This window comes from Micromonospora chaiyaphumensis (assembly GCF_900091435.1).
In the GTDB taxonomy this organism is placed as follows: Bacteria; Actinomycetota; Actinomycetes; order Mycobacteriales; family Micromonosporaceae; genus Micromonospora; species Micromonospora chaiyaphumensis.
In genome coordinates, this window is the sequence record NZ_FMCS01000002.1 from 356,840 (window position 1) to 368,974 (window position 12,135).

Genomic DNA, 12,135 nt, shown 5'->3' on the forward strand with positions numbered 1-12,135 from the left:
CCGGGCACCTTCGCAGCCTACGATCGCCGGGTGACGAGTGCGTCGACAGCACAGAGCGCGAACGCGGGCGGGTCCGCCGTCGAGGCGACCACCGCCGACCGGGCCGCCGGCCCCGCGACGAGCGGCGGCGGTGGCCGGATCCCGGCCGTCGTCCGGCGACGGCTCGACACCCTCGATGCCCGCCTCGATCGGGGGCGCGCCTGGCTGGCCACCGGGGTCGTGGTGGCGATCGCGGCGATCCTGCGCTTCGTCGGGCTGAGTGGCCCCAACGGGAAGATCTTCGACGAGATCTACTACGCGCGCGACGCCTACGGGCTGATCGACCGCGGCGTCGAGTGGAACTACAAGGACAACGGCCCGTCGTACGTGGTGCACCCGCCACTGGGCAAGTGGCTCATCGGCCTCGGCGAGTGGGCCTTCGGCTACCAGGACGCCGAGACCAAGATCTCCGTGCCGGGGCACCTCATGACCACCGCCCCCGAGTTCGGCTGGCGGTTCGCGGCGGCCGTCGCCGGCACGCTGTCGGTGCTGCTGCTGGTGCGCATCGGCCGGCGGATGTTCCGGTCCACCACGCTGGGCTGCGCGGCCGGGCTGCTGCTCGCCCTGGACGGCTTCCACTTCGTGCTCTCCCGCACCGCGCTGCTCGACATCTTCCTGCTGCTGTTCGTGCTGGCCGCCTTCGGCGCGCTGGTGCTCGACCGCGACGCCCGGCGCCGGCGCTGGGCCCGGGCGCTGGAGGCGGGGCTCGACCCGTCGCTGCCGGGGCGGGCGGGCCGGCCCCCGTCGACGTGGCGCGACTGGCCGTGGTGGCGGCTGGCCGCCGGGGTGCTGCTCGGCTGCGCCTGCGCGGTGAAGTGGAGCGGCCTCTACTTCGTCCCGGCCTTCGCGCTGCTGGTGCTCCTCTGGGAGGTCGGCGTCCGCCGCTCGGCCGGGGTCCGCCGCCCGTGGCGGGACGCCCTGCTGGACGAGCTGCCCTGGCTGCTGGCGGCCGGCGTGCTGATGGTCGTCACCTACGTGCTCACCTGGTCGGGCTGGCTGCTCGGCGACGAGGGCTACTACCGCCTGGCCAGCCGCTACCCGAACACCCCGGGGCTGAGCGACACCCCGGTCATCGGGCCCCTGATCAACCTGTGGGAATACCACAAGGCCGCGTACGGCTTCCACACCCAGCTCGACGATCCGCACAAGTACCAGTCCTGGCCGTGGCAGTGGCTGCTGCTCGGCCGTCCGGTCGCCTTCTACTGGTCCGGCGACGGCAACTGCGGCGCGCCGAGCTGCGCCTCCGAGATCCTGCTGCTGGGCACGCCGCTGCTCTGGTGGTCGTTCCTGCCGGCGCTGGCGGCGACCGTCTGGCTCGGGCTGGCGCGGCGCGACTGGCGGGCCGGCGCCATCCTGCTCAGCGTGGCCGCCGGCCTGCTGCCCTGGTTCTGGTTCGCCCTCGACGGCCGCACGATGTTCTCGTTCTACGCCGCGCCGGCGGTGCCGTTCCTGGTGCTCGCGGTGGTCTACGTGCTCGGCGCGATCATCTCGCCCGCCCCGGCGCCGGGCACGGCGGCGCCGCCGAGCGCCGAGGACACCTCCGACCGCCGTCTGGTCGGCGGGATCGTCGCGGGCGCGTACGTGCTGCTCGTCGCCCTCTGCTTCGGCTACTTCTACCCGATCTTCGTGGGGCGGCTCATGGCCTACGCGGACTGGTCGGCCCGGATGTGGCTGGACGGTCGCTGGATCTGAGCGGCGCCGCCGGAAAATCGGTTGCGATCGGGGCCGGACCCTGTCGGGCGCCCGCGGCGCGAAAACCCGGGAGTACGAAAAAGCGCGCCCCGATCGCCTGCCACGGGGGAAGCGGGCGATTGGGGCGCGCAAGACAGAGCTTAACCACAGTGCGGCAGCGGCACAACGGGTCGGCCGTGGTCAGATTTCCGACGAATGCGCCACCCCGCAAAAGGTTTACATCGGGCACCTTACGGTCCGTCACGCTGCGGAAACGTCACGAATTCCTTACCATTCGCCGACGCGCGGACCAGCCCCTGATCATGCCGCCTGATGCATCGAGCGATCCTGATGGCCGGACCCCGATGATCTTCCACAGTGGATCTCACTACACTTCGCCCGGTGATCAACAAGAGACGACCGGCGGCCGTCCTTCTCGGACTGCTGGCGGCGACCGCGCTGATCGGTCCGCCGCCCGCCGCGGCCGACGACGAGACCGCCGAGCCTCCCGCCGAGCCACCCAAGGTCGAACTGGTCCTGGACGTCAGCGGCTCGATGCGGGCCCGGGACATCGACGGGCGTAGCCGGATCGCGGTGGCGCAGCAGGCGTTCAACGAGGTGGTCGACGCGCTGCCGGACGGGACCCAGCTCGGCATCCGGGTGCTCGGCGCCACCTACCGGGGCAAGGACAAGACGCAGGGCTGCCGGGACACCCAGCAGATCGTGCCGGTCGGCCCCGTGGACCGTACGCAGGCCAAGGCGGCCGTTGCCACGCTGCGCCCGACCGGCTTCACCCCGGTGGGGCTGGCGCTCCGCTCCGCCGCGCAGGACCTGGGCACCGGCAGCACCGCCCGCCGGATCGTGCTGATCACCGACGGCGAGGACACCTGCGCCCCACCCGACCCCTGCCAGGTGGCCCGCGAGCTGGCCGCCCAGGGCACCCGGCTGGTCGTCGACACGCTCGGCCTGGCCCCCGACGAGAAGGTCCGCCGCCAGCTGCTCTGCATCGCCGGGGCGACCGGCGGCACGTACACCGCGGCGCAGAGCGCCGACGAGCTGACCGGGCGGATCAAGCAGCTGGTGGACCGGGCCCGGGACACCTACACGGCCACCCCGACCGTGGTCGGCGGGTCGGCCGCCTGCGACGACGCACCGCTGCTGGCCCCCGGCGTCTACACCGACCGGGAGGCGTTCGCCGAGCACCGCTGGTACCGGGTTCCGGTGCGCCCCGGGCAGGAACTGCGCGCCTCGGTGAGCGTCGCGCTGGACCGGCCGGTGAACCCCGACTACGGCGTGCTGCTGCGGGCCACCGCGCCGGACGGGCGGGAACTGGTCCGGGGTGTCGACGCCGGCAGCGGGCGTACCGACGTGGTGTCGGCCGGACTGCGCTGGTCGGCCGCCGAGGAGGAGAGCCCCGAGCCCGCGCCGAGCGGGGTGCAGCCGGCGCGGACCGTGTGCCTCGTGGTCAGCAACTCGTTCGCGCCGCGCGCCGGCACCCAGGTCACCCCGGGCATGCCGGTGGAGCTGACCGTGGACGTGGTCGCCGCGTCCCCCGCCCCGGACGGGCCGGACCTCGGCCGCGGCTGGGCACTGCTGCTCCTGCTCACCCTGGCCGGTCTGGTCACCGGGCTGGTCGCCGGGCTGCTCACCCGCTGGTGGGTGGCCACCTGGAGGGAGAACTGAGGATGCGTACGCTGATCCGCTCCGCGGCGGCGCTGGCCGCCGCCGGGCTGGCCCTCACCCCGGCGGCCGCCGCGGCGGCGCCCACGCCGTCGCCCGGCGCGGCCACCGTCACCAAGGCCGGCACCTCGTTCCTGACCGCCACGACCATCACCCCCGGCCAGCCGGTCCGGGTGGCCGCCTCGACCGGTGACCACCTCTACTGGTCGTTCCGCGCCGAGGCGGGCCAGGTCCACGAGGTCACGGCCACGGTCTCCTTCGGCACGGCGCGCACCGGAGCGTCCACCTGGACCGTCGACGTCTTCGACGGCCTGCGCCGCCGCCAGGCGTGCACGGCCGGCGCGCAGACCCCGACCGCGGCGGCGACCGCGGCCAGCGTGGCGCTGGGCTGCACGCTGCGCCGGGTCCGGCCCTGGGCGGAGCCGTGGTCCGGCGACCCGCTGCCCGGCACCTACTACCTCCGGCTCTCGGTCACCGACCTGCCCGAGCCCGACCTGGGCCTGCCGGTCGACGTGGACCTGCTGGTCGGGGCCGCCACCGGCGGCGGCGGGTCCGGCGACGACGGGGAGCTGGCGGCACCGCTGGTGGCGAACACCAGGGCCGGCACGGTGCTCACGGCGGAGCCGGCGCCCGAGGCGGTCGCCGAGGACGAGGTCGGCCTCACCGGCTGGCTGCCGGAGCCCGGGTCGCGCTGGGTGTGGACCAGCGCGGGAGGCGTACTCGCCGCCGTGGCGGGCGTCGTGGGGTTCGCCCTGACCCGGCGGGCCCGCCGGCCCTGAGCCCGCGACCGGTGGCCGCCGCGAACCCGACGCGGCGGCCACCGGAAGCGCGGGTCAGAGGCTACGCGGGGTGCGCGGCACCCAGCCGATGAACCGGTCCTGGAGCGAGCCGACCGGGGCGGCGCGCAGGTCCTGCGTGGCGGCGGCCAGGCAGGAGCCCAGATAGACGCTCAGCGAGGCGCGGTCCACCTGGTACTCGTCCAACAGTTGCCGGCGTTTCGTGGCGCAGGGCCAGTCCTCACCGCAGGAACCACAGGTCCAGTCGGGGGTCACGGGGGCGTGCTCGCCCGGTCGTGATCCCGACGCCTTCGCGCCAGGCGTCATCGGCCGATCCTCTCGTGAGTGGACGAGATGCTTGTGGACTGTGCCTCCCCGGAACGATCGAACAGCGTCCCGGGACGCTCCGGCGTTACATGGTTGCGGTACGTTTCGGCGTCATGCGGGACCTTCTGCCGCCCGAGGTCGCCGTGGCGGTGGCCGGAGCCGCGGACTGGACCGGCGCGCTGCTCCCGGCCGAGCGGGCCGGCCTGGGCGAGCGGGCCGTGGCCGGCCGCCGCCGGGACTTCACCGCCGGCCGGGTCTGCGCCCGCCGGGCGCTGGCCGGGCTGGGACTGCCGGCGGCGCCGGTGCCCACGGGCACCGACCGCGCCCCGGTCTGGCCGGCCGGCGTCGTCGGGGCCATCACCCACACCCGGGGCTACTGCGCGGCCGCCGCCGCCCGCGCCGCCGACATCCGCGCGGTGGGCATCGACGCCGAGCGCCACCGGGACCTTCCCACCGGGGTACGCCGGAAGGTCTGCCTGCCCGAGGAGGAGGCGGAGCTGGCCCGCCTGCCCCGCGGGGTGGCCTGGTCGGTCGTGCTGTTCAGCGTCAAGGAGACCGTCTACAAGGTCTGGCACCCGCTCGTCGGCACCTGGCTGGACTTCCCCGACGCCCGCGTCACGCTCGACCCCGCGGCGGGCACGTTCACCGCCCGGATCGCGCCGGCCCGCCTCGCCGCCGCCCCAGTGGACGATCCGCCGTCGTCGATAGCCGGCCGGTTCGCCGTGGACGCCGATCTGGTGCGCACCGCGGCCGTTCTGGTACCGGAGTGAGGGCCTGACGGTCGCGTTGCGGTCGGCTTGTACCGTCGTCCCGACTGACGATCTCGAAGGCGCCCAAGGAGTACGGTGAGCCACCCTCAGCCTCCGTTCGGACCGCAGGACCCGAACCAGCAGCCTCAGGAACCGCCGACCCAGGCGTTCCCCACCGCGCCGATGCCGCCGGTGCCCGGCAGCCCGCAGCCGCCGCAGCAGCCGGTCTCGGGCGCGCCGCAGCCGCCGACCTCCGGCGCGCCGTACCCGCCGCCGGGTGGCGCGTACCCGCCCGCCCCGGAGTCGCCGTACGCGCCGCAGCCGCCGATCTCGGGCACGCCGTACCCGCCGCCCGGCGCGCCGCAGCCGGCGTACCCGGCCACGGGGGCCGCGTTCCCCCCGCCGCCCGGGCAGTACCCGCCGCCGCCCGGCGAGGCGTACCCGCCGACCGGGCCGTACCCGCCCGCGCCGGGGCAGTTCGGCCCGCCGCCCAAGAAGTCCAACAAGAACGTCTGGATCACCGTCGGCATCGTGGTGGCGGTCATGCTGCTGCTCTGCTGCGGCGGCGGCATCTTCGCCATCTACAGCGGGGCGCAGAAGACCAAGGACGCCATCGACAACCTGCCCACCCCGGGCGTCACCTACGGCAACCCGATCGACGACGCGCCGACCGGCGGCGCCTCGGCGACGCCGGAGCCGGGCAGGACCGACGGCGAGACCTTCAACATGCCCTCGGGTGACACCCTGATCATCAACGACGACGACGGCACCGTCGAGATCACGGTCAGCAACTTCCGGACCAAGGACAAGGCCTGCCAGCAGTACATGCCGGGGCCGAAGAACGGCATGTACCTGATCGCCGACGTGACCGCCGAGGTCACCAAGGGCACCGGCTCGGTCAACCCGTTCTACTTCAAGTGGGTCGGCTCCGACGGCACCGAGGAGAGCGGGGTGGGCGGCGCCTTCTCCGGCTGCGGCAAGCTGATGGGCTCGGGCAACAACCTGCCCAGCGGCACCAAGCGCACGGGGCAGCTCATCTTCGACGTCAAGAACAAGAACGGCACGCTGGAGTACCAGCACCACCTGCGTACCGCCGGCTCCTGGAAGCCGTGACAGCTTCCGCGACCCCACGAGGGGCCGGTCCCGGAAGGGGCCGGCCCCTCATCCGTTCGGACATTTCCATGTGCGAACGCCGCCGCCGCGCCGCTAGGAAGAACGGATGGCCCACGAGACGACCATCCCCCTGCTGCCCTGCCGGTCCCTGGACGACGTGGCGCCCTTCTACGAGGCCCTCGGCTTCCAGGTCGGCTACCGGCAGGCACGACCCAACCCGTATCTCGCGCTGCACCGCGAGGACCTTCACCTGCACTTCTTCGGGATGCCCGAGTTCGACCCGGCCACCTCGTACGGCTCCTGTCTGGTCATCGTGGACGATCTCGTCGGGATCCACCGCGACTTCGCCGCCGGCCTGCGGGCCGCGTACGGGAAGGTGCTCGTCTCCGGCGTGCCGCGGATGACCCGGCCCCGGGTGCGGAAGAACCAGGACGGGCACAGCGGCTTCAGCATCGTCGACCCCGGCGGCAACTGGATCCGGTTCGTGGCCCGCACCGCGGCCCCCTCGGCGGGCGGCGAGCACGCGACCACCGGGCGGCTGAGCCGGTCGCTGGAGAACGCGGTGGTCCAGGCGGACTCGCGGGGGGACCACCGGCAAGCCGCGCGGATCCTCGACACGGCGCTGTCCCGGCCGGACGCCGCCGACGACCCGGTCGTCCACATCGAGGCGCTGATCTACCGGGCCGAGCTGGCGCTGGTGCTGGTGGAGCCGGCGGTCGCGCGGAAGCTGCTGGCGCGGGCGGGGTCGGTGCCGGTGAGCGACGAGGACCGGGAGCGGCTGGCCGCCACCCTGCGGCACGCGGAAGACCTGGCCGCCGGTCTGTCGGGTTGAGCCGCGGCCACCCTCGCCGGCGTCCCCGCGGTCCCGGCTGGTTTGCGGCACCGGCCAGCGGGGACGCCACCGGGACGGGGTGGCGAGCCCCCGGCATCGCCACGACCAGAGGGAGGCGGCATGAGCGTCGAACGGGCGAAGGACGACCTCGAGGACCTGGCCGGCCCGGCCCGGGCGCGGTTGGGCGACATGAACCGGAACGAGCGGTCCGAGGCGGACGAGGTGCGGCGCCAGGACGAGATCCGGGGCAAGCGGCCCGGCGAGCACGTCCAGCAGGACGCCGGGGACGCGCGGGACGACTTCACCGCTTGAGGTGTCCCGGTCTCGGCCGGTGCCGGTCGCGGAAACCCACCGCGCCACCACGTTCGAGATCTTCTTCGACCTCGTCCTGGTCTTCGCGCTGACCCGGATCATCAGCTTCATGGCCGAGGCCCCGACCCCGCTCGGCCTGTTCCAGGGCCTGCTGCTCCTGCTCTGGTTCTGGTACGCGTGGAGCTGCTACACCTGGCTGGGCAACCTGGTCCGGGCCGACGTCGGCGTGGTGCGGGCCGGGACGACCGTGGCGATGGCGGCCATCTTCGTGGCCGCACTGGTGATCCCCGACGCGTGGCAACACACGGGCGGGTCCCTGGACGCCGCGCTGGCCCTGGCCGTCGCCTACGCCACCGTACGGGCGCTGCACCTGGCCCTCTTCTTCCGCGCGGCGGCCGGTGACCCGCGCATCCGCCGCCAGGCGGCCCACTTCGCCGCCTCGACCACGCTCGCCTGGGTGCCACTCGTGCTGGGCGCGGTGTACGGCGGCACCGCGCAGGTCGTCCTGTGGACGGTGGCCTTCCTCGTGGACTACGGCGGTGGGCGGATCGTCACCGCCGCCAGCCTCGGCGAGGTGCGCAGCGCCGCCCACTTCGCCGAGCGGCACAACCTGGTGCTGATCATCGCGCTCGGCGAGTCGCTGCTGTCCGTGGGCGCCGGCACCGGTCCGGCCGTCACCCGCGCGCCGGTGCTGGCGGCCGCCCTACTGGGCTTCGCCGCGACGGTGTGCCTGTGGTGGCTCTACTTTCAGCGCACCGCGCCGGCCGTGGGGCGGGCGCTGGCCGCCGCCCCGCGCCACACCCGCCACCGCCAGCAGTTGGCCTCCGACGCCTACACCCTGGCCCACCTGCCGCTGATCGCCGGGATCAGCTACTTCGCGCTCGGCATCCACCTCGTACTCGCCCAGCTCACGAGCGACGACCGGCCGGCCGCACTCGGCTGGATCCCGGCGAGCGTGCTCTACGGCGGCGCGGCGCTCTACCTGGTCGGCCGGTTGCTGTTCGGGTGGCCGGCCGCCGGCGTCCCGCCCGCACCACCGGTCGTCGTCGGCCTGGTGCTCGTGCTGGCGCCGGTCGCTCGGGCGCTGCCCGCGCTGGTCGCGTTCGGGCTGCTCACGGCGGTGCTCGTGGCGCTGGCCGGCTACGAGCGGCGGACGTCCCGCGATCCGTCGCCGGTCGGACCGGAACCGGGCTGACCAGCGTTTCCCACCGGCCGGGTGGATGATCACCACTCGTCGCTCCGGGCAACCGGTGGGACCGTTCCGATATGACCGGGGGTCGAGGTGTCGGCACGCAGGGTGGCCGGTTAGCCGGTGGCAATTGTTGCGACTGAAAGCACACTGAGAGGCGTGACGTACCCACCACCGCAGGACCCATGGCGCGGGCAGGCGCCGCCACCTCCTCCGCCACCCCAGCAGCCGCCGACCGCCCGGTTCAGCGCGGTCCCGCCGTATCCAGTGGCGCAGGTGCCTCCGGGCGTTCACAACCGCCAGAGCTTCCCGCCGCCTGTTCCGCCCACTTCGGTCAAGGGCGGCGCACGAAACGGCCAGCGGCGCGCTTTGACGAGGGGTCAGAAGATCGGCGGGGCCGTCCTCGGCGTGCTTCTCCTCTGCTGCTGCGGAGGCGGTCTGTCTGCCATCGGCGGCTCGGACGACAAGAAGTCCGCAGCCAGCTCCGCCACCGCCTCCGCCTCGGCGCAGCACCTACTGGAGGAGCCATCCGACTCCTCTTCGCCAGCAGCCACGCGTTCGGCCGAGTCGCCGACCCCGGCAGCGACGACGAGCAAGCCGGCCCCGACGGTCCGACCGACCCCGAAACCGACGCCGAAGCCGACACGGACCAGCCCCAAGCCGGCACCGAAGCGGACCACCAGCGCGCCGCGCACGACCAAGCCGACCACCAGCTCCGTTCGCACCGGCGTGCATCCCGGCGCATTCTGCAGCCCCGCCGGAGCGCTCGGGCTCACGAGCAAGGGCACCTTGATGCGCTGCAAGACCTCTGCCACGGACAGTCGACTCCGGTGGCGGGCCGCCTGAGAGCGCAGTGAGTGACACCGCAAACCTGCCGATGACAGCTCGCCGGGCCCAAGCCAGACCAACAGCCCCCCGCAGACGCCCCCCCGCGGTGTTGATCAAGAGGTTTGGGTCAGATCCGACCCGACTCCTGACGCAACCTTCTTGATCAACGCTGCGGGGCGCCTGTTCAGGCCGTCGTCAGGACGGTGGCGAGGGAGCCTCTTCGGGGTGCCGGCGCTCGCCCTGCGCATCCCATGCCGCAACGCCGGCCAGGATCACCGTGGCGGCAGCGGCCGCCAGCAGCGGCGCGCGGTACAGCAGCGCGGGCGTCACGGCGGCGAGCGCGACAAGTCCGACCACCCGGGACGGGGACAGCCGGGCGAACACCTCGTACTCCAGGCGGGCCCGCCCGGCGAGGAAGAGCGCGGGACCACCGAGGATGACCGCCAGCCAGAGCGGATCCTGGTGCCCCTCCGGTTCGTGGATGACCAGCGCGTAGCCGACGCCGGTGGCGAGAATGCCGGTCACGATGACCAACTGGGTGTAGTACCCGGACTTGCCGAGCTTGTCGGGGCGCGGGGCGACCTCGACGGCGGCGGAGAACACCGCTCCCGCCCGGTGGAAGTAGATCCGCCACATCAGCACCGCGGTGGCGAAGGACAACACGCTCGGTGCCACCCGGTCCGGCGTGAAGTCGTCGGCGAAGGTCGCGCCGGTGAGCAGGATGGTCTCGCCGATCGTGATGACGATGAGCTGCTGATACCGCTCCGCGAGGTGCTGGCCCGCGACCCGCCAGTCCTCCGCTCCGGTCCGGCCCAGCCGGGGCACGGGCCAGCCGGACACGAGCCCCGCGTAGTCGATGGCGACGGCGACGGTCCAGAGCACCCCGCGCGCCGGGCTCTGCGGGAACAGCGCCGCTCCGGCGATCCACGGCACGGCGGACATCGTGGCCCACCACAGGTGCCGCGCCGGGCTGTGCCGCTCGACGTCCCGGCGCGCGATCAGCAGGATGACGGGCTTGCCGGCCTGGATGGCGACGTACGTGATCGCGAAGAGCAGCCCTCGCGCGCCGAACGCGTGCGGCAGGGTGACCGCGATGATCATGCTGCCGAACATGGTCCAGACGATCAGCAGCTGGGTCACCGGTTGTTGCGGGTCGGCCCGGCTGGTCACCCATGCCGCGTGGACCCAGACCATCCACAGCGCCAGCAGCAGGAGCACCGTCTGGCCGACCTCGGGCAGGACCACCTGCCGGTCCGTGGTGAAATCCTCGATGAGGCGCTGCGAGAACCGGGTCAGCACGAAGACGTAGACCAGGTCGAGGAGCAGTTCCCCCTCCCGGCCCTGCAACAGCGATCGCCAGCCACCGATCGTCATCTACCGCTCGCGTTCCTGTCCGCTTCGCACCGGTTTCAGGCAGTCCTATCACGGCGGTCGGGCCGCTGGCGGGCATAGACGAAACCGCTGACGGGCCGGGCGGAGCAGGGCGACGGGCCGGGATGGTCAGCCGAACATGTCGTCGCAGACCTTCGACAGCCCCGCGGCGCCCCTATGGTGGGCGGATGATCCTCGCTGACTTCGCCGGGTCCTGGGCCGGCACCAACGGGTTCCGGTTGATGCCCCCCGACCCGCTGGCCGAGTCGCCGGCCACGGTCACCGTGACCACGGCCGCCGGTGGTCATCTGACCTCGATCGCCTACTGCTGGACGCACCCGGACGACGGGCCGCAGGACGGCCTGGTCGTCGTCGGGGCCGGTGACCGGGAGGGCTCGCTGGTCGCCGTCTGGGGCGACTCGTGGCACCAGCAGCCGACGCCGATGTCGTTGACCGGCGGCCCGGGGACGGGCGCGACGTTCGAGCTGACGGGCGAGTACGGCGGCGGTTGGGCGTGGCGGATCGTGTTCGACGCGGGTGACGCCGGGCACCTGCGCATGCGGATGGACAACGTGATCCCCGCCGACCAGGCCACCGCCGAGATGCCCGCCGGCCCCTATCCGGTCATGGTCACCGAGGTACGCCGGATCTGACGCGTTCGCTGCCGGCCGGGGCGGGGCGCGAGCCAGTTCAGATCGCGACCGGGTGGCGCGGTTCGTAGAGGCCGAGGTCGCTCCCGCCGGGGAGCCGCAGGGCGGTACGCAGCCCCCACCGCTCCTCGGTGACCGGGATCGTGAACTCGACGCCCTTCGCGGCCAGGTCGGCCATGGTCGCCGCGATGTCGTCGCACATGAGGAACAGTTCGTGGGACGTCTCGCCCTCGGCCGGGTGCACGGCGACCTCGGCCGGCGGGAGCCGGAAGATGAGCCAGCCGTGACCGGCGTCGACGTGGTGGTAGCCGAGCACGTCCCGCAGGAAGGCGCGGTCCGCTTCCGCGTCCCGGCTGTAGATGATCACGTGCGCACCATTGATCATTCCCCGACCATAGTGCCGAGGCGGACGTGGCACCGCCGATCCGGCCAGACGACGGGAAAGGCCGCTTCCGGCGAACGGAAACGGCCTTTGTCTGGGTGGAGCTGAGGGGATTTGAACCCCTGACCCCCTCGATGCGAACGAGGTGCGCTACCGGTCTGCGCCACAGCCCCCCGCTGGCGTACCAGCGTCGGTCCCACCCGGCATTCACCGGGC

Annotated in this window: 13 protein-coding genes and 1 tRNA gene; 9 read left to right on the top strand and 5 right to left on the bottom strand. The window is 73.3% G+C overall.

Going from position 1 to position 12,135, the window contains the following annotated elements; all coding sequences use genetic code 11:
• Positions 1-30 precede the first annotated feature (30 nt).
• From GA0070214_RS07405 to GA0070214_RS07415, 3 genes are all read left to right on the top strand, one after another.
• Positions 31-1,731: a dolichyl-phosphate-mannose--protein mannosyltransferase gene (locus GA0070214_RS07405; RefSeq protein WP_091260665.1), complete on the top strand. Its 1,701-nt coding sequence runs from the start codon at positions 31-33 to the stop codon at positions 1,729-1,731.
• A gap of 381 nt (positions 1,732-2,112) precedes the next feature.
• Complete coding sequence (locus GA0070214_RS07410) at positions 2,113-3,393, top strand: VWA domain-containing protein (protein WP_091260668.1); 1,281 nt, start codon at positions 2,113-2,115, stop codon at positions 3,391-3,393.
• A gap of 2 nt (positions 3,394-3,395) precedes the next feature.
• Positions 3,396-4,169, top strand: coding sequence for a peptidase (locus tag GA0070214_RS07415; RefSeq protein ID WP_091260670.1), 774 nt, complete (start codon positions 3,396-3,398; stop codon positions 4,167-4,169).
• A gap of 54 nt (positions 4,170-4,223) precedes the next feature.
• On the opposite strand, the gene GA0070214_RS07420 is transcribed toward GA0070214_RS07415, so the two are convergent.
• Positions 4,224-4,493 carry a hypothetical protein gene (locus GA0070214_RS07420; protein WP_091260671.1) on the bottom strand — a complete coding sequence of 90 codons (270 nt, stop codon included), beginning with the start codon at positions 4,491-4,493 and terminating at the stop codon, positions 4,224-4,226.
• 113 nt (positions 4,494-4,606) lie between these two features.
• Between GA0070214_RS07420 and GA0070214_RS07425 the strand changes: the two genes are divergently transcribed.
• The 5 genes from GA0070214_RS07425 to GA0070214_RS07445 all read left to right on the top strand — a co-directional run bounded on the left by GA0070214_RS07425 (position 4,607) and on the right by GA0070214_RS07445 (position 8,694).
• Positions 4,607-5,263, top strand: coding sequence for a 4'-phosphopantetheinyl transferase family protein (locus GA0070214_RS07425; RefSeq protein WP_091260673.1), 657 nt, complete (start codon positions 4,607-4,609; stop codon positions 5,261-5,263).
• A 75-nt stretch (positions 5,264-5,338) separates the two neighbouring features.
• Entirely contained in the window at positions 5,339-6,355 is a 1,017-nt protein-coding gene (locus tag GA0070214_RS07430) for a DUF4352 domain-containing protein (RefSeq protein WP_091260675.1), read from the top strand.
• A gap of 106 nt (positions 6,356-6,461) precedes the next feature.
• Positions 6,462-7,187, top strand: coding sequence for a VOC family protein (locus GA0070214_RS07435; RefSeq protein WP_091260677.1), 726 nt, complete (start codon positions 6,462-6,464; stop codon positions 7,185-7,187).
• Positions 7,188-7,307: 120 nt separating this feature from the next.
• A complete protein-coding gene (locus tag GA0070214_RS07440; RefSeq protein WP_091260679.1) occupies positions 7,308-7,499 on the top strand; it encodes a general stress protein CsbD in 192 nt (63 codons plus the stop codon).
• A 19-nt stretch (positions 7,500-7,518) separates the two neighbouring features.
• The gene (locus tag GA0070214_RS07445; RefSeq protein WP_167364208.1) at positions 7,519-8,694 is read left to right on the top strand and encodes a low temperature requirement protein A; all 1,176 of its coding nucleotides are present in this window, start codon (positions 7,519-7,521) and stop codon (positions 8,692-8,694) included.
• 374 nt (positions 8,695-9,068) lie between these two features.
• Here GA0070214_RS07445 and GA0070214_RS07450 read toward each other — a convergent pair whose 3' ends face one another.
• Together GA0070214_RS07450 and GA0070214_RS07455 are read right to left on the bottom strand one after the other, a co-directional pair.
• Positions 9,069-9,503 (bottom strand): hypothetical protein, encoded by a 435-nt coding sequence (locus tag GA0070214_RS07450; RefSeq protein ID WP_091260683.1) that lies wholly within the window; start codon positions 9,501-9,503, stop codon positions 9,069-9,071.
• A gap of 208 nt (positions 9,504-9,711) precedes the next feature.
• Positions 9,712-10,890: a low temperature requirement protein A gene (locus GA0070214_RS07455; protein WP_091260685.1), complete on the bottom strand. Its 1,179-nt coding sequence runs from the start codon at positions 10,888-10,890 to the stop codon at positions 9,712-9,714.
• A 185-nt stretch (positions 10,891-11,075) separates the two neighbouring features.
• Here GA0070214_RS07455 and GA0070214_RS07460 point away from each other — a divergent pair, with 185 nt between their 5' ends.
• Positions 11,076-11,540, top strand: a complete 465-nt coding sequence (locus GA0070214_RS07460) for a DUF1579 family protein (protein WP_091260688.1) — start codon at positions 11,076-11,078, stop codon at positions 11,538-11,540.
• Between the two features lie 37 nt (positions 11,541-11,577).
• Here GA0070214_RS07460 and GA0070214_RS07465 read toward each other — a convergent pair whose 3' ends face one another.
• Together GA0070214_RS07465 and GA0070214_RS07470 are read right to left on the bottom strand one after the other, a co-directional pair.
• Positions 11,578-11,922, bottom strand: a complete 345-nt coding sequence (locus tag GA0070214_RS07465; RefSeq protein ID WP_091260691.1) for a VOC family protein — start codon at positions 11,920-11,922, stop codon at positions 11,578-11,580.
• Between the two features lie 96 nt (positions 11,923-12,018).
• Positions 12,019-12,092: transfer RNA gene (locus GA0070214_RS07470), tRNA-Ala, on the bottom strand.
• Positions 12,093-12,135: the final 43 nt, after the last annotated feature.

Coding starts and splice junctions, on each gene's coding strand:
- GA0070214_RS07425 (WP_091260673.1), top strand. CDS start 4,607: ATGCGGGACCTTCTGCCGCCCGAGGTCGCCGTGGCGGTGGCCGGAGCC.
- GA0070214_RS07435 (WP_091260677.1), top strand. CDS start 6,462: ATGGCCCACGAGACGACCATCCCCCTGCTGCCCTGCCGGTCCCTGGAC.
- GA0070214_RS07455 (WP_091260685.1), bottom strand. CDS start 10,890: ATGACGATCGGTGGCTGGCGATCGCTGTTGCAGGGCCGGGAGGGGGAA.
- GA0070214_RS07415 (WP_091260670.1), top strand. CDS start 3,396: ATGCGTACGCTGATCCGCTCCGCGGCGGCGCTGGCCGCCGCCGGGCTG.
- GA0070214_RS07440 (WP_091260679.1), top strand. CDS start 7,308: ATGAGCGTCGAACGGGCGAAGGACGACCTCGAGGACCTGGCCGGCCCG.
- GA0070214_RS07460 (WP_091260688.1), top strand. CDS start 11,076: ATGATCCTCGCTGACTTCGCCGGGTCCTGGGCCGGCACCAACGGGTTC.
- GA0070214_RS07420 (WP_091260671.1), bottom strand. CDS start 4,493: ATGACGCCTGGCGCGAAGGCGTCGGGATCACGACCGGGCGAGCACGCC.
- GA0070214_RS07465 (WP_091260691.1), bottom strand. CDS start 11,922: ATGATCAATGGTGCGCACGTGATCATCTACAGCCGGGACGCGGAAGCG.